The sequence below is a fragment of the Leptothoe sp. EHU-05/26/07-4 genome (assembly GCF_043421015.1).
GTDB lineage: Bacteria > Cyanobacteriota > Cyanobacteriia > Phormidesmidales > Phormidesmidaceae > Leptothoe > Leptothoe turfae.
Window position 1 is genome coordinate 232,258 of the sequence record NZ_JAXSQV010000001.1, and the last position, 17,476, is coordinate 249,733.

12 protein-coding genes are annotated in these 17,476 nt (G+C 48.3%); 3 read left to right on the forward strand and 9 right to left on the reverse strand.

What is annotated here, in order from left to right; all coding sequences use genetic code 11:
- Positions 1 to 49: 49 nt before the first annotated feature.
- From U2F10_RS01105 to U2F10_RS01115, 3 genes are all read right to left on the reverse strand, one after another.
- A complete protein-coding gene (locus U2F10_RS01105; RefSeq protein ID WP_499870247.1) occupies positions 50 to 2,596 on the reverse strand; it encodes a CHAT domain-containing protein in 2,547 nt (848 codons plus the stop codon).
- Between the two features lie 81 nt (positions 2,597 to 2,677).
- Entirely contained in the window at positions 2,678 to 8,026 is a 5,349-nt protein-coding gene (locus U2F10_RS01110; RefSeq protein ID WP_499870249.1) for a two-partner secretion domain-containing protein, read from the reverse strand.
- 180 nt (positions 8,027 to 8,206) lie between these two features.
- Positions 8,207 to 9,919 (reverse strand): ShlB/FhaC/HecB family hemolysin secretion/activation protein, encoded by a 1,713-nt coding sequence (locus tag U2F10_RS01115; protein ID WP_499870250.1) that lies wholly within the window; start codon positions 9,917 to 9,919, stop codon positions 8,207 to 8,209.
- A gap of 299 nt (positions 9,920 to 10,218) precedes the next feature.
- On the opposite strand from U2F10_RS01115, the gene U2F10_RS01120 reads away from it, so the two are divergent.
- Entirely contained in the window at positions 10,219 to 12,633 is a 2,415-nt protein-coding gene (locus U2F10_RS01120) for a CHASE2 domain-containing protein (RefSeq protein WP_499870251.1), read from the forward strand.
- 70 nt (positions 12,634 to 12,703) lie between these two features.
- Entirely contained in the window at positions 12,704 to 13,399 is a 696-nt protein-coding gene (locus tag U2F10_RS01125; protein ID WP_163702442.1) for a hypothetical protein, read from the forward strand.
- 25 nt (positions 13,400 to 13,424) lie between these two features.
- Here the strand turns inward: U2F10_RS01125 and U2F10_RS01130 are convergent, their stop codons facing one another.
- The 4 genes from U2F10_RS01130 to yidD all read right to left on the reverse strand — a co-directional run bounded on the left by U2F10_RS01130 (position 13,425) and on the right by yidD (position 15,529).
- Positions 13,425 to 14,159, reverse strand: coding sequence for a lysophospholipid acyltransferase family protein (locus U2F10_RS01130; RefSeq protein ID WP_499870253.1), 735 nt, complete (start codon positions 14,157 to 14,159; stop codon positions 13,425 to 13,427).
- Positions 14,160 to 14,301: 142 nt separating this feature from the next.
- Positions 14,302 to 14,799 (reverse strand): tRNA adenosine(34) deaminase TadA, encoded by a 498-nt coding sequence (tadA, locus tag U2F10_RS01135; protein ID WP_163659462.1) that lies wholly within the window; start codon positions 14,797 to 14,799, stop codon positions 14,302 to 14,304.
- Positions 14,799 to 15,131: a cupin domain-containing protein gene (locus tag U2F10_RS01140; protein WP_499061537.1), complete on the reverse strand. Its 333-nt coding sequence runs from the start codon at positions 15,129 to 15,131 to the stop codon at positions 14,799 to 14,801. The genes tadA and U2F10_RS01140 overlap by 1 nt, the downstream gene beginning before the upstream one ends.
- Positions 15,132 to 15,199: 68 nt before the next feature.
- A complete protein-coding gene (yidD, locus tag U2F10_RS01145; RefSeq protein WP_499061538.1) occupies positions 15,200 to 15,529 on the reverse strand; it encodes a membrane protein insertion efficiency factor YidD in 330 nt (109 codons plus the stop codon).
- 587 nt (positions 15,530 to 16,116) lie between these two features.
- Between yidD and U2F10_RS01150 the strand changes: the two genes are divergently transcribed.
- On the forward strand, positions 16,117 to 16,344 hold the full coding sequence (locus U2F10_RS01150) for a hypothetical protein (RefSeq protein WP_163659458.1): 228 nt from the start codon (positions 16,117 to 16,119) through the stop codon (positions 16,342 to 16,344).
- Positions 16,345 to 16,562: 218 nt separating this feature from the next.
- Here U2F10_RS01150 and U2F10_RS01155 read toward each other — a convergent pair whose 3' ends face one another.
- Complete coding sequence (locus tag U2F10_RS01155) at positions 16,563 to 16,796, reverse strand: NfeD family protein (protein WP_163659456.1); 234 nt, start codon at positions 16,794 to 16,796, stop codon at positions 16,563 to 16,565.
- Positions 16,797 to 16,964: 168 nt separating this feature from the next.
- Positions 16,965 to 17,231 (reverse strand): hypothetical protein, encoded by a 267-nt coding sequence (locus U2F10_RS01160; RefSeq protein ID WP_163659455.1) that lies wholly within the window; start codon positions 17,229 to 17,231, stop codon positions 16,965 to 16,967.
- Positions 17,232 to 17,476: the final 245 nt, after the last annotated feature.

A 17,476-nucleotide genomic window follows, 5' to 3' on the forward strand; every position in this document is an offset into this window, starting at 1 on the left:
AGGACGTAAGAACAGGACGTAAGCAGGTGAATAGAGCTTATACATGAGCCTACAACCAGTTGCCGATGAGCACAAAGGGGGCCCAAAAATATGGATGCTGATAGTCTTCGTTATTTAACAATTTAAGCTGTGCTCTCTGAAGAATTTCAGCTTTGGAAAGATTGGTGGAGGTTAATTCACCATACAGACTACCCATTAACTCCGACGTCCCACGGTCATCTACGAGCCATAGGGTGGCCAGGGTACTTCTTGCCCCTGAGCGAATCGCTACCCCCGCCAACCCCAGGGCGGCACGATCGTCCCCTGTGGCGGTTTCACAAGCGCTCAGGATCAACAGCTCAATGGTTTCGTCTCGGCTAATTTCCCCCGATTGCAACAGCGCACTTAACTGATTGGCATTTAAGGGGCCATCCCAGGCTAAAACAAAGGTGTCTTCTAGTTCAGAACTAAACTCACCGTGGGTGGCCAAATGCACCACCGAACCTCTACCCGTGGTCAATTTGCTGGCAAAATTTGGCTCAACAAAGGATTGATTCAGCAATACTTCACTGGGCACTTGAGCCTGAATGGCTTCAATCTCAGCATCCACGTTGGGCAAGGGGGGAAACTCTCCGACAGAATCCGACAGTCCTGCCACTAACGCTCGAATATTTCGATTGGCCAGGGGTTCAGGGTCAATTAATTGCAGCCCCGGTGTGAGGGCAATGGGATAGCGTTCGATCAGGTATTGATTGCCATCGTGCAGCACCGACATGGGCACATTGCGCAGAGCACTATCTAGCACAAAGACCAGTACGTCTATATCGGCGGTAGCTAAATCGGCTTCAATGGGGCGAATCAACCAGTCATACAGCTGCTGGGCCGGTGTTATAAATGTGAGTGGCTGATCTGCCACTACTTCAAAACGGGCATTGCGCGATCGCGATCGCAAATCCACCCCCGGATAGGAAATCGAGCGTTGTAACCGAGACAAGGTATTAAGGACCCGCTCTTTTGCAACCATGGCAGAGCGATGGTTTAAGGACTGCCCTGGCAATCGAAAAACCACTTCGACCCGATCGCCTAGCACAATGGGATAGATGACAGCCGCCTTGCTGCTCACCTGCTCAATATCTACGGTCTGGGTCACAACACAATCAGCCCGAAAAAAGTTCACCAGTTCTGCCACCTGCAAAGATTCAAGTACATTACGAGCCTGCTGGAGCTTATTCTCTTTATCTTGGGTACTGGCGGTATCTGCTTTAAGCAACAGATCGACCAGCTGTCGATAAACAGGTTCAATCTCCTCTCGAAATGAAAAGCGCACATCTGGGCTGGCGGCAATCAAATCCACCCTGAGTTTTTGTAAACTTTCCAACGCTTGGGTGTAAGCCGCGATCGCACCGTCAATATTCCCCTGGGCTTCGAGAATCCGTCCCAGCTGCCACTGCCACTGATATAGGGCAATGTCGGCCCCACTGCCCTGGGCTAAGGCCAGCGCCTGTTGGGTTACCTGAGCGGCATTTTTCCACTGTTGTTGAGATTCATACAACTGCCCTAAATAGCCCAAACTATAGGATTGGCCTTGCTGGTCGTTGAGATGGTGTGCCTGTTGCAGCGTCTCGGCCAATAGCTGAGCGGTCTTCCGGTTTTCCCAAACCGCGCCATTGGCCTTAATCAAACTGTTGGCCAGATTGAGTCGAATGGTAATGGCGTTACGCCCTTGGGGTAGCTCTTTTAAATCTGAGGCAACTACTGGCAACAGGTCTCGCGCTGCCTGAAAATTACCGGCCTTAATCCAAAGACCTATTAAGTTCACTTGAGCCTGTAGACGCAGGGACGTTGTTGGTGCAACCGCAGCAGCCTGCTGATAATAGTTGGCTGACTTAGCCTGATCAGCATTGCCCAAACTTAACAATGCCCCCGTTGTCTCGGTGGCCGAGTCAATGGCTTTAGAGACTTCCAGACTCTGCTGAAAACGGGCAACGGCCCCTTGGGTGTCACCGTTAAGCAGCAAGGCATTGCCCAGCTGTCTTAGCCCTGCTGCTTTTAGCGATGAATCGGGGAGGGCCTCAACATCGGTGGCAATCGATTCTAGCTGAATTAGGGTTTGGTGATAGTAGCCCTGCACTCTGAGAATTTGGGCTTGGTTGAGTTGAGATCGCAACACCCCAGCTTTATCCCCAACGGCTTCATAGGCAGTCGTTGCCTGTCTCTGCACCACCAACGCATCATTGAGTTGCCCCTGGGCCATATATAGCTTGCCTTGGGCACTCAACACCTGAGCTAAGATACGCTCCTGTTGGTTAAATTGGGGCTGTAACTCCAGATAATCTAGCGCCTCAGCAATTACTGCCGCTGCTCCGTCATAGTCCCCCAACTGCAGGTAGGCCAGCCCCAAATTACTCAAACCGCTAGCCTGCTCTAGCGCTGTTCCTTGCTGAGTTACCTGTTGCCAAAGGTCTACTGCAGACTGATATTGCCCCAGGCCATAGGCAGTTTGGCCCCGCTTGATCAGCTCTGCCGTCGTCAAATTTGCCCTGGCAGGGATGACGGTAACACAGAGCAGCACCGTGAGACAAAGCGTTATGCAAAAACGAAGGGAACGGGAAAACATGGAGACAGTTGGAGAAAAGAGCAAGGAAGTCAGACAAAGCAGAAAACTCGTAGGGATACCCCTTGTGGTCACCCCATATCCCTAAGACGTCGATGCTTGACAGCTAGCACTCAACAGAGATTGAGCATTCTCGGCGCTACCGTATAGGAGGAGCTGACCATCTTCAGTCATGGTCCAACCTTGGGGCTCAGCAATAATCTCCGGCACGGACGGTATGGCCGACACATCATCGCCTTCAGATCCATCGGGTATTTCATCTAGGGGGCTGCCCAAAGGACCAAAGTCTTCTAGCAGGTCACTGCCCTCAAGCTGTTCATCGGGGGTAAAGGGCAGGCCACCCCTGCCTGTCACCGTAAACTCACTGGTATTACTTTGTTGTCTGGCCAGCAGATCACATCGACGATCAACCAGGTCAGTCGGATCAACAATGTCTGGAATAGTCACTTCAGGCAGATCTTGCTGTTCGCCGGTCACCACAGTACCGTCATCGACCGTTAGTTCAGAACTCGCATCTAAATCACTTTGCAAAGATCGGCCACTGCGCAAGGTGAATATTTCCCTCAGGGGTCTTGAGCCGATAAATATGCCCAGGGAGTTGTTGGCTAACAAATCAACTGAACCACCAGGCCCCTGGGCATTAGCAACAATATCGCTGTTTTCAAAAAGATTACCCGCTACTGAATTGGTAAGAATCCTAATATTGCCTCCTGTAGCCCCGATACCAAAGGCTTCAGTAGAAATTAGGTTACAGGTGAGACAGCTACCCGACGGATTACTAGAAGTTTGGGTACCGTCTAACACCAAAGCTCCTTCAATGGTTAAGTTAATATTACCGCTGTCTTCAATAGATGCCGTTGTCGCCTGAATCTTTCCACCTTGAAATAAACCAACATTATCGGCAAAGATATCGATGTTGCCTGGATTTCCAGGGCTATTAGTTGCTGAACCAAGAGGAGTACCATCGACTGATACAAGTCCACTGTTTTCTAATCGAAGTGTACCAACATTTAGTTCTATACCTCCCGCGTCGCTGCCATTACTAGTAGCTGCATTAATAATCCCAAAGTTGGTGACCCTCAGATTTTCAGTTGGGTTTTCCGTAGATCCGATTCGAATCGTACCAGCAGAACCGACAGCACCACGTTCTGTACTTACAAACAATCCACTACGATTTTCACCAAAGCCATCAATAGTGACATCTGTAGCATTGATATTAATGCTTCCCCCCTCACCTCGCCCACCAGGGGTCAACACCCCATTAATTTCTTGCTCCCTAAAAACACCCGATTGAATTTGACCACCATTAGTTAAACTAAGGCGGCGACTATTCACATTAATATCACCACCATCTCCAATCCCACCGGTTTCTACACTACCTCGAATGGTGCTGCCACCATCTAGTTCGACACTGTCCGTGGTCGCGATCTGAATTGTGCCGACATCCCCTCGACCAAAGGTACCTGCTGCAATCACACTGCCAGATTGAAGAGATATATTACGAGCGTTATTAATAACAATTTGATTTTGCTCAGTAAGCGGTACAGGACGTTGAGCTTCATCTCCGTTTATCAGTAAAAATGCCTCTGTTCCTCCCCTAGACTGCACTTGACTAGAAATTCGACTTAATTCAGAAAGCTCTACATCACCAGAAATATTTAGCAAAATATCACCAGCAGCTCCGAGGCCAAAGGTATCTGAAGCAATCTGCCCAGAATCTCTTAAGCGTAAAGACCCATCCGTTGTTAATCGAATATCACCACTCTCCCTACTGTTGATACCTGCCTGAGCAATTAGGGCACTATTGGCCCTAATGGGATCTGCATTAAATGCAGACGCAATCGGTGCCCTTTCCTGAGCAATCAGGGCAGCATTACCAGTCTGCCCCGTGATCAAAAGAGTGTTATTAAATAAAGCCTCAAGATAGGCCTGGTAGCCGGTTTCAAATGCTGTTTTACGAGAAAGAAAGTCTTCATCCTCACCGACAATTTCAATGTCAGATGTCGCATCAATGATCAGATCCCCAGCAGCACCTCGACGATAATCTAAAGCACCAACAATGATCTGCCCTCCGTCTCTTAGACTTACGGTTTCAGCACCACGGATGATAATATCCCCACCATCAGCCCGACTACGGGAACGAGCCGTTAAAACGCCTCCATTGAGAATTTCAACGGTATCAATGTCTTCAATTAAAATGCTGCCACCGTCACCTGTTGTCGAGTTAATGCCATCAATCTCAGATGACAGATTGTTTCGTATTTGCACAAACGGATTTTCTAGGTAGAAGATATCCTGATCTTCTGTTGATGCCACTAGCCCACTGGAAGAACCACCAAAGGGTCGTACAAAAGTCGCACCATTCACCGTAAAATTTTCAGTTTGAACCGGTGCTACGCCATCCACTATGATGCGAGACGGTTGATTCACATTTAGTGGCCTCACTCGGATATTGCCGCCAATGCCACGACCAAAGGTCTGGGCGGCCACACGCCCACCGTCTATCAGTTGCAATACTTGAGTTGTTAAGTTGACATCACCGCTACGGGCTGAGCGGGCAGTACTGGTTGAAATCTGTCCACTATCAGCCAGGGTAATATTCGGAGCTGTGATATTCACATCCCCTGGTAAACCAGGACCCAGGGTGGTAGGTTCAAGAACAATGGCATTACCCATTGCCTGAACACCAAAATTTAGGCGGTTGTTAGCATATATGCCACTGGATGCGGCCACTGGGTCAATGGTAAAGTCCGTAGCATCCTGGGCCTCGCGATAGGCTTCTTCAGCCCCTAAGCCAGCAGCGGCAGCTCGGATAAATTGAGCCCTAAACATGTCCGCCTGCCGTTGATTAAAGGTCCTGTCAAAACCAGAAATATTGACCCTATTGTTAGCATCAACATCAATATCCCCCGCAGCACCATTACCAAAGGTCACGGCAAGGACTTGACCACCACGCAACAGGTTCAAGTTGTTGACATCAATCAATACATTACTGCCAGGTGCACCATTGTCACTGCGGGTACGGGCATTAATCACGCCACCATTTTGAATGGTTAAAACATCAGTGGTTATTCTAACTTCCCCCCGTTCAGTTGCCCTGGAGGTTTCTTCTGCTGTTGAAAACAATCCACTCGAAAATCCTCCATTCACAAAGGCTCCCGTAGTGGGGTCTGTTTCAATGTCAACAGTACCATCAATAAACACAAACGATGGTTGGTTCGGATTAATGGGGCGGACTACAACATCACCCGCAGCACCACCATTGAAAGAACGGGTCAGAATTTCTGCGCCATTAATTAGTCTGAGGGCCTGAGTCTCCAACAAGATATTACCTGCCTGTGATGTGCCCAGAGCACCCACATCAGTAGGTTCATTGGTATCTTCAGAAGTATCAGAAAAAATAAAGCCTCTATTCAAAATAATGGCGTTTCCTCGAATACTGACATCCCCACCATCAGCACCATCAGCACCGCGAGCAATAACTCGATTGTTATTACCCAGCCGTACATCTCCACCACTGATAACTACAACATCTCCTGAGCCACCAACATTTTGAAACTCGTTTGTAAAAGTCAGTGTGTCGTTGGTAAAGGTTTCGATAGAGCCTAGGTTAATATCTCCTCTATCGGCCCGTAGCGTAATTCTATTGGCAAATCCTGCATCTGCCGAACTGCGCAAAAACCCTTGAGTTGTATCAATTGAACCAGTTTCACTAACTACATTGATGGTACCGGCAATACCTTCCCCATTATCAGCAATGTAGGCCCCTACATCTGCAATGGTGATGTCACCAAATGCTTGAATATCCACATTGCCAGCGGCACCAAAAATTGCAGATGAGTTGATACCATTGATATCGTTGGGATCAGTGGAAAATGTTGCCGGTAGAGCCGTAATGTCACCGGTTTCGCTCAGTAGAGTAATATCTCCAGCGAAGACTAAATCTGTTGAGAGATTGGTGCCTGCCGCATTGGTATTGATTTGAGCAGCAACAACATCGCTGTAGGCATCAATTACGACATCCCCCGCAACGCCGCTATTGACCGAAGTATTGATGTCTCCAATACTGACCTGACCTGTTGGGACTGCGCTATTACGAACAAAGCGATTGGTTAAAAAGACCAATCCATCTGTGTTCAGGCCCCGATTTTCAATATTAATATTGACATCCCCAACGTTGATAGCGCTATCGGTAGCAGTTGCATTAAACGTAGCTGCCACTGAGCCATTAGGAAAAACAATATCACCCAGAAATCCACCAAATGTGTCCCAGTCAATTCCAGATCGCACATCGAGTGTAGGCCGGGTAACACCGTCAATGGTAAGAGTCTCGCCACTGGCCAGTTCAACCTCTGCTAAGCTGGCCAAAAATGGAACGGTACTGGATGGACTAATAACACTACCTGGGGCACCTGTACCGGTGATGCTGATATTACCCAGGTTGACTCGTCCTCCTGCTAGAACATGTAGTGATGCTCCTGTGTAGTCAGCAATGGTGACATCGCCACTCGATAGAATTACGGGATCATTAGGACTGAGTAGGCTACCGGGTGAGCCATCTAATGTGTCTACCCTAAAGTTACCACCCGCCAAAAAGTGAGCATCGCCAATGACAGGATTGTCAGACCTCAACACCATATCAGAGCCTGAGAATAGGCCGCTGTCAGGATGATTGAGGGCAAAAATATCAATTAAGTTATCGCCTTGTGCCAGGAGACTATCCCCTGCAGATGCCTTAAATAGCTGGGCCTGACTATCCCGTATCTCCAGCGTGTCGGTTGCTAATAAACTCAGATTTTCTCCAGCCAATAGTGCACCGGTCAGGGTCAAATCTCCTGTAGCTAACGTTAAGTCTTGACCCACTGAAAGACTGCCGTGATTTTCAATGGCCCGCTGTGCGGCACTGATTTGTAGCCCTGGCGTCAGCGTTACGGCCAACAAAGGTGGCGCAGTGGGATTAGTGGCGCTGTACACTAGCCCTTCACCCCATTCAAAACCGTCGGCAGTGGTGGCAAAAAATGATCCGCTAATGTCTAACTGCGCATCTTCGCCAAAAACAATGCCGTTGGGATTGAGGAAAAATAGATCGGCATCACCATCCACACCCAGGGTGCCTAAAATCTCCGAAATACTGTTGCCAGTGACCCGACTAAAAATAGAGTCAATCCCCTCTGGATTAGCAAAGTACACCCGCTGGAGATCATTGACATTAAAGTCTTCAAAGCTGTGGAAGAGATCGTCACCTCGGGCGGCTCCCCCTTCAATCAAGTCTCCGTTTTCTCCCCGAATAAGCGTATCGGGAGTGACAACACTGGCTTCGTTGCCGAGGGTATTGTCGGGCACAATTTGGGCGTTAGCTGTCGTCGGTGTGAGTAAACCACCCAATAAAGCTACAGCAGCTAGTTTAGTAGCAAAATACCATTGCGATCGCATATTTTCCACGCAAAACCTCCCAGCCATGACAGACCTACGGAAACCGACAAAACTCAACTTAGATAAACCAGATGCGCCTGAGATGCGCGCGTATTTTGTGTCCAGATAATTTAGGCAGAATGGTAGCATTTCTCGATTTGGTGGGGAAATAAAGTTTCAGTAAATTTACGAGACTGCCCCTTAAAAAAGGCGACCTGTGATGCTAAACAAAAAACCACTCTCTTGAAAGGAGTTTCCTTCTTCTCCTGGATCAATCAGAGGCATGCCAAAATCTAGACGAGCACTGATGCGATCGCCCGTTTTCCATAGCAACCCCGTGCCCATACTCAGCAGGTTATTGGGATCGGGATCCACCTGTTCGCCGTTGTTCCAACCGACGCCATAGTCAATAAACGGGGCGATCTGCATGGCGCTATCAATACTAGGCACCTCAAACAGTGGGAAACGCATTTCCACTGAGGCAAACACCCCATTGTCAGTGGTGGCCTGGTCCTGACGATAACCCCGCACACTGCCCTGCCCCCCTAAACGAAACTGTTCTAGCGACAGCAACGGCCCGTCAGATAGCTGCCCCGTCAGCCTGGCGAGAAAGAGCTGATCGTTATCAAACGCTTTCACCCACTGGGCCTGCCCTTGCCAGCTCAAAAATTGACCATCGGGGCGATCGCCAGAGTTACGGGTGGCATCGAACCAGTCAGTACCCAGACTAAATTGCGATCGCAGTGCCAACACTTCCCGTGCACTGCGCTGCGTCCATTCCTGATTAAACCGAATCGCCGATATACGGGTAACTCCATCGTCACTGCCACTCGTTTGCAATGGCAACCGAATATCCCCAAACTGGAACGTACTCTCGGAGCGTCTGTAGTCAAACGCCAATTCCAGAGCCAGTTCTTCGGTAGGGGTTTCAATCACTGGTTGGCGCAGGCTCAATGCTAAATTCGTCGAGTCCGACTCAATATCTAGCACCTCAAATGCATCTTGTATGATGCGACTGTCGGTCGTGCTGTAGTCAATGGCCAGCGATGTGTTGTGAGGCCCCAGGGGGATGGTGTATCCCAAATCCCAGGTATCACTGCCATTGGTGTAGCCATAGCTCGCTACAAAACTATCCCCTTTACCCAACAGGTTGATATTGGAGAGAGTCGCCCGCCGCTGAAAACTCCCCACACTTGTTGAGCGAAAATTATCTAAAGAGATCGTACCGCCCCATCTCGGCGCTTCCTTCACTTGCAGGTTAAGAATACTACTGCCAGTTTGGGTGCCAGCGGCTAGCTCCGCCGACAAATTCTCAATCAGTGGATTAATCTGTAACAACTGTAACGATTCCACTAAACGATTGACATTTAGTGGAGCGTCATTTCTCACCTCAATGCGAGAACTAATATAGCCAGGGTCCAAATGCTTGAGGCCAGTAATCTGAATATCTTCTAAACCACCTTCCACTACCTGAATCGTGACCACACCATCCCCAATCAATTGGTCGGATGGAATAAATGCCCCTGAAGAGATATACCCGGCATCGACATAGAGTTGCGTAATCGCTGCGCGCGCCTCAAATAGCTCAGAAAACGTAATGGGTCGATCGACATAGTCAGCCGTTACCGCCCCTAGCTCCGACTCACTAAAGACAGTACTACCCACCACTCGAAAAGCACTGACCACAAAGGTACCTGGCACAGCTATCCCCTGTTCAGGCAAATCTGATGGCACCGATGGTTGAGGCAACAAATCCTCTGGGGCAGGCAATGGCTCCGGTTCAGGCAGTGGAGTCACAGGCTCAGGGGGCAACGGTTCTACCCCCTGGGCTATCACCACAGGGGATACTACAGTCGACACTAACCACACCACACTAGCCAGAAAACACTTGAGATAGACGGAGACATGCATCATCTCTACAACCAAAAAAGGAGTTTTGAGCAGGACAGGGGCTAGGTATTAAGAAGTAATAAATATTCCAATAGATAAAAATGTTCATAAACATGAACATTCACCTACATCAGTGGTTTTCACGCTTATTTCTCAATCCATAGAGCTATGTATACTTATTATTATCTAAACAGTGAAAATACAGATAAGTCTATTTATTGACTGTGTCAAATCATCATATTTCTGGTTACTTAGAACTTATTCACGACTTGAATAACTTTCAAACAATTGGCAATACTGCGATTTAGTCAATCCGGAACGTAATGGCCCAAACCTATCGCCTAGCCGTTAATCAAATAAGCCAGACCTGCTTCTTTGAGCTGACTTGGGGACAGGGGCAACAGCTCATGGCACAACTGCCTTATCCAGAACAGCTGACGGTACTCTACCAGCGTTGGCAACGGGCTTATTTAGGCTATTACCAGTCAGCCTTTGGTAATAATGAGCAACCTATGCGAGGGCGAGCCGGGGTTACTGGCCAAATCTCTTCTAAGCGCACTGATTGGCATAGCCAGTTGGTGCAGGCAGAAGCCAAATTTCTTTCGGAATTTCATCGTTGGCTCCGCAGTGAACCGCTGTTTCCCATTCGTCGTCAGTTGGGTAAAGCGGCCACAATCGATCCAACCAGCCCTGAAACCATTACTCTATTTATCACCTGTAATCCCATACATCTTTCTCGGCTGCCTTGGGAGAGTTGGGAGGTCAGTGCTGAGTTTAGTCAGCATCAGTCTATTTGTATTGCCCGCTTACCGGCCAACATTCGCACAGCAGCAACACCCCCCAAAAAACATCGACGTAAAGCCCGAGTCTTGGTGATCATTGGTGACGAAACTGGTCTCGATCTCTCTGGAGATTTACAAGCTATCGAGACGTTGAGTACGTTGGCCGAAATCCATCAGGTGGGCTGGCGACCGGGGATGAATGTAGCAGATCTGGGCCAGGCGATTTGTCGTGAAATCAGCGATTCTAACGGCTGGGACATGTTGTTCTTTTTTGGCCACAGTAATGAAGCCGATAGCGTTGGGGGTGAAATTGCCATTGCCCCCAATGCCAATATCTCGATGCGCGAGCTGGGTCCCTACTTAAAACAGGCCCAACAAAATGGCTTACAGTTTGCCCTGTTTAACTCTTGCAAAGGTCTTGATATTGCCGACACCCTGGTGGATTTAGGTTTAAACCAGGTTGTGGTAATGCGAGAACCGATACATAATCAGGTAGCTCAGGCCTTTTTAAACCAGTTTCTACGACGGTTAGTTCAATTTGACGATGTCCACAGAGCCTTACAGAAAGCTAGCCAATCGCTTCGCTCAGAAAGTACGTTAACCTATCCATCGGCACACCTAATTCCCTCTTTATTTAGTCATCGTGGGGCAGCATTCTTTCAACTACAACCGCTTGGTTGGAAAGCACGGTTAGACCCTTGGCTACCCAGTGTGCGACAGGGTGTGGTGTTGGGTGCGATCGCACTTCTTTCCATCACACCCTCCATACGAGATTGGCTCCTATCCCAGCGTCTCTACAGTCAGTCAGTTTATCGCCAGGTCACCCAACAGATTCCCACATCATCTACTCCTCCCATACTACTGGTGCAAATCGACGACAAAGCTGTCTCGGAAATTGATGGTTTTACCCCATATCAGATGAATTGGCGCTATATTGCTCAACTGATTGATATTCTTTCATCCGGTCAAAGTTCGGTCATTGGCATTGATTATCTGTTTGATCGACGCCAGGACGAAAACGAGCCTATCTTAAGACAATCCTTGCAAAATGCTGCCGAACAAGGCATCTGGCTGGTGCTAGGCTCGGTTCTGAGCCGAGGGGAAGAAATTGGTCCCCGGTCAGGCGTCACCGATCTGGCCTGGAGCATGCAGGGATATGCCAACGCCCCGTGGCACTACCTGAGGCCCCCCCTCACCGACTGCCAAACCCGCTGCCCATTTGCTTATTTAGCCGCCCTGGCACAGGCAGGCGGCAGTTCATTGTCGCCCTCGATCTCAAGTACAACAGATCTGAGGACACAACTTCTTAACGTCAGTTCTCGCCCAACCAACAATCCACTATTACAGAATCTCTCTCAGCAACATCTCTCTGCTCTATCACGACTACTTAAACAGCGTTGGTTACAGCCAATTTTAGATTTCTCTATCCCAGCCGACCAGGTTTACCAAACCATTTCATCGTCTGAGCTATTGGAGCCATCTGCATCACTGACCTGGAAAAATCAGATTGTTTTAATTGGGGCCGGTGGTTATGGTGGTGCTGGATTAGGAGATACCAAAGATTACACAGAACCACCCCCTGCGGTCGTTTACTGGCATCACCAACGTTATTCTGCACAATCGACCTATCCACCCGGACGATTTACAGGCACTGAAGCCCATGCCTATGCCATACATCATTTCTTAGAACGTCATCAGGTTGTTCCCATTCCCACCCTGTGGATGGTGGGTGTGGCGTCTTTTCTGGGTGCGGGCTCAGCCATTGTCGCGAGGCGACATGACCTATCGCAGCGACAGCGCTGGCTCACCATTATTCTCTTTAGCGCCGCCTCTGGTTTAGTTGGTTTGCAAATGCATATTACAGCATCTGTTCTGATGCCATGGTTATTACCAACGGCAACAGTCTGGCTTTACCATTTGCCAGGTTTTCAACGCATTCGTCCTAAACAGCAATAGTTCAATGCTAGAGAAACTCTAAAACACAATTTTCCTGACAAAAACTTGCACAATTCAAGAGGAAATAACAATGATTAGAGCATCTGTATATACCAAATTACTATGTTCATCCTTAGGGGTTCTATTGGCATCAATCGTGCCTACCACGGTGCCCACTGCTGAGGCACAGGCAGCCTCACAGTTAAACAGTATCGTCAGACGTCTGTTGGATAATGACGATGAAGATCCACCGCTAATTTCCCGTGGCGACCTGTGCATTATCGCACCGGCTACGGCGGGTGAAGGGACGCCGGCAATTTGGCACGAGCAGCCTGTGATTGTTTTCAAACCCGGCAGCATTAAAAAGCTAGCTCTACGGGATGAGGCCACGAATGAAGTCTTCTGGGAGTATATTCCTGCATCGACCACCAGTCATGTGATGTACGGTGGTGAACCACTACAATCTGATACCATTTATCGGTTAGAGGTTTATTTAGATGCTGGTGCCGAGAATCCAGCCAAGTTTCCCGATTTTCGCCTGTTACCTGAAGATTTCCGTCAACAGATTAGTAACGAGCTGGCATTAAATACCATTCCCAAAGATCCTGATTTACTCACTGAAGATTGGAGCCCCACTGAAGATTGGGTGGCCATCCAGCACGCTGACTATTTTGTTGACCAGGGACTGCGTTTAGATGCTATTCAAGCGTTATTTAACGTCAACACGCCCTCGGCAGAACTGGCTGCCATGCAACAACAGATAATTGAGGCCGTTTGTAGCCGCTGAGAGCCGTAATTTTTTTCGGTGGCGATTACGCCGCCAATGCTAACGGTTGCTCACATCGAGATAACGCTTCTAACGATTGCTTTAGGTCTGCTGTCAGGAGGGTTGCCTGTCGCTTAGCTGACCCTGTGTGCAGGTAGTTGCTAACAGTTAATGGCTGACCAATGCGGATCTCGGTACTGCTACCAAAGCTGGGATGAAGGCTGTCGTAGGCTAGAGAAATGGGTAAAACCTTAACCCCCAGATTGGATGTAGACTGCTCAGCCTGTAGGGCTAATCTGGCTAGGCCAGGCTTAAGACGCTGGACCTGCTCTTCCCGAAAAATATTACCCTCCGGAAAAATAACCAGGGTTTCTTGGTTTTTCAGGAGCTGCATGCCATGGCGTAGAGTTGCGATCGCAGGTCTCCTCACATTCACCGGAAACCCACCCAGTTGCTTAATAGCCCAGCCCTGTAGACCCAAGCATTCATCTGCCGTCACCATAAACCGCAAGTAACGCCCCGTTGACTGATGGCCCACCAACCCTATCAACAAAGGATCCCACCGGGAACGATGGGTCGGCGCATACACAACCGGACCGCTGGTGGGGATATTTTCCTGACCAGTGATGCGAATAGTCTTAAAAAAGTTCGGCAGAAGAACCTTCTCACCAATTTTGTAGGCTAACGGAGTAAGCCAGGGGGATAGCTTCGATTGACAGAGGATAGTCCGTGATTGGGGTGCTGGCTGTCTAGGAAGCAAAAATTGTGGACTAAAGGCCATTAGCGATACTCAGGACAATGAAGAAAACACCCAAAGGGGATATAGGTATTGTGAGCCATGTGCCCGACGATACTCAACTCCACATTTGTATACATACCATATACCTATCTTTAGGTTAGCTCTGTCAGTGGACAGGACAGTTTTACCGCCGTCTCTGCCGAAACCAGTTTTTTAACTGCTGCTGGCAGGAAGATGCGAGAATTCCCCCCTGTACGGCTAATCGATGATTAGACGCTGGTCCATCTGGCACATTGATAACAGAGCGTACGGCCCCGGTTTTGGGGTCGTCTGCGCCATACACTAGTAAACCCAACCGCGCATTCACAATTGCACCAGCACACATCGGACAGGGTTCTAACGTGACGTATAAACGACAGTCATTGAGATGCCAATTCTGTAACGATTGTCCCGCCTGACGCAGCACTAAAATTTCGGCATGGGCGGTGGGGTCATGATCCCGCTCTCGACGGTTAACGGCTTCAGCAATGACGTCATCATTAGGACCCACCAGCACAGCACCCACCGGCACTTCGCCTGCCTCCCCAGCCACTTCTGCCAGTGCCAAGGCCCGCAGCATCCAACGCCGATGGTTTAGGTAAACAGGATTATCCAACGGCGGCGGCGGCACATCATAGGGCATTATGTGATCCCAAAATAAGTCAGCACCAGGGGCTCTGCCCCCGTATTCGTCACCTCATGAACATCGCCGGGCTCCACCAGAATGCACACCCCTGGCAACAGGGCTTGGTCCATGCCATTCACAGCCATTGTGCCACTACCCGCTGACACAAAAAACACCTCATACATATCCGAGTGGGCATGGGCGCTAGCCACCTGCCCCGGAGCAAATGTCGCCTGGGAAAAGTTAGTCAGGTGAGGAATATCTCCTGGCCGTAACATGACTTTTTTACGAATGGCGGTATTGTGGGAAACTCCCTGGTCTTTTAACTCATTGAGGTTGACTCGTTTCATACTGGGGCTGGGGCTGGGGGTGGGTTAGAAAGGCTCTACCTGGTCTAGAGCTGAGTTGGTAGAAACGACTAGTCTTGATTGGGTGTGGATGTTTCTTGAGCGTCATCCAGGGGTTTAGCGGACACTTTGGCGGACACTTCGTTAGTGAGCACTAAATCGCTGAGGTCAGTTTTGCCCACCATCGGCATCAAAGGGACCGGATCGTAGCCCCCTTCATGCCAAGGATTGCAGCGGACAATGCGTTTAATAGCCATCCAACTACCACGCAACGGGCCAAAGCGCTCGATAGCAACCAGGGCATAGCTTGAACAACTGGGTGTGTAGCGGCAGGTCGCGGGCAACAGGGGGGAAATTAAAATCTGATAGCTGCGAATGAGTGCTTTGAGCACTAGTTTCATAACCGTGGGGGCTGGATGACATTCCGATTATGGCAGGTAGGGATAGGTCATAATTAGATTCATGCATAAATTGCATGAATCACAGAGGCAACGCTCTTATCTGGCTGTGAGCCCAAGCACAATCCAAGGAAAATTGACGATTATATTAAGGGTCAGTGGGGTTCACCGCTCACATGTGTCGCATGGTTCATGCTGTCATAGGGTGGATTCATAGATGAAACGATTTATTGCATAACGCTCTATCTCTGACCATATGTCTATACAAACATATGGCCTTATCGCCTAAACTTTATATCTAAACCGAAGTCCTCTGTGAGCCTTAGCGTCCATAGAGGGCTTCTTATTTGAGACCGAACACAACGTTAATACAACACATCAAACAGTCTCTGACAATCTTGTCAAGGGCTGTTTTTTCTTTATTCGGATTGGGTATCAGATCCTCAAAACAAATTTGTCTCTGAGGGAAATTCAAAGAAAAATAACATCTGGTGTGGGATCTTGAAGTTTTCTCAACAGACTGTACAAGCTCACACTAGATTAACGATTCCTATGGCGTAATTAAGGGGAAGCGTTAGGTATATGTGCTCATGAAATTCACCTCTGATAAAAGTCTAGTGTCGAACATTAGCCAGTTAGTACCTAAATTACTCAAAGCACATTCTTATGGTCTTTATGAACTAGCCCAGGAATGTTCTCAGCAGCTACATTCCCCCATTTGTGAAATTATGCCTTCATTAGGTAGCAGTTTACACAACATGATCACCTGTGGCGAATTGCACTATGACCGACAGCATAATCGGATGTTTATTGGGTGATTCATAGCTCTAATCACGGGTATCAACTCAAAACGGGACTTTTTTCCCAAGGGTAGACTACTCTACTCTTCGAGAACGCTAAGGGCGAACGATGAAGAGCAAAGCGCTATAGATGCCACGAGTCAGATGCCACAAGTCAGACGCCAGAATGCAGAACCTTACTGGTTTCTGGCGTCTGACTTTGAGTAATTATTGGAACCCATATTACACTTGCTGTGTCAGTGATCGTCAATAGTGTAAAGTGATTCACATTTTTGCTTGTCAATAATCAGTTTATTCCCTCTACGGCCAACAACTCGAACAATATCTCCTGGATTAAAGTCTAGATGCCTGTTTGCCTTGGCAAACCAATACACACCATATACCTGAACACGCCACTCTTCACTTTTACGAACAATCTCAACCACTATTCCTTCTGTAGGTAGTTGACGATACTCTTTTTTAAAGCTCATTGAGATCATCTCCAAACTATATTCTAAAAGCCTTTACTTAAAGGACAGGCCGAGCTCATAGTCATCAGAGCCCGGCCTGTTGCATTCTCTGCAATCAACAACCATATTTATTGTTACTGTCTAAGCTAACTTACTCACCTCCAACAGAAATCAGGAACCCTTACAAGATCAGCTCGCCAGGCGCTTTCGGATATCTTCAGCTTGATGAAAGGGAACCTTAGTTTGGATAACACTTCCTGCGCCCAGTTGCATCACAATTTCATGTTTCTGCTTTTTACTGGTGATAGTCACATCGCTAAAACCATTAGCAGTCAAACATTTAAGCCAGTGAATAAAGATGATAGCGACGCCTTCTGGCATCACTAATCGTGATCCATTTAGTAATTCAACAACAACTTCACTAACCGCCATACATTCCAGCTGTTTTCGATCCATCGGCCCAATAACCAAAGACTATTCAAAAGCAACATCTACAGAAACTCTCCACCATTCTCAAACGATGCTTCAAAAGCATCACAGCCAAGCGAAAAACTGGCATGCGATCGCTAAAACAGACATTCAAGAAAACCACCTTTCTATATCCTGAAACTTGCCTTTCACCAAACACAAATACTTAACTGGCAGGCAAGCATAATTAGGCTACGTAAGTTACGCAATTAAATTTATCATGGTTTCATATA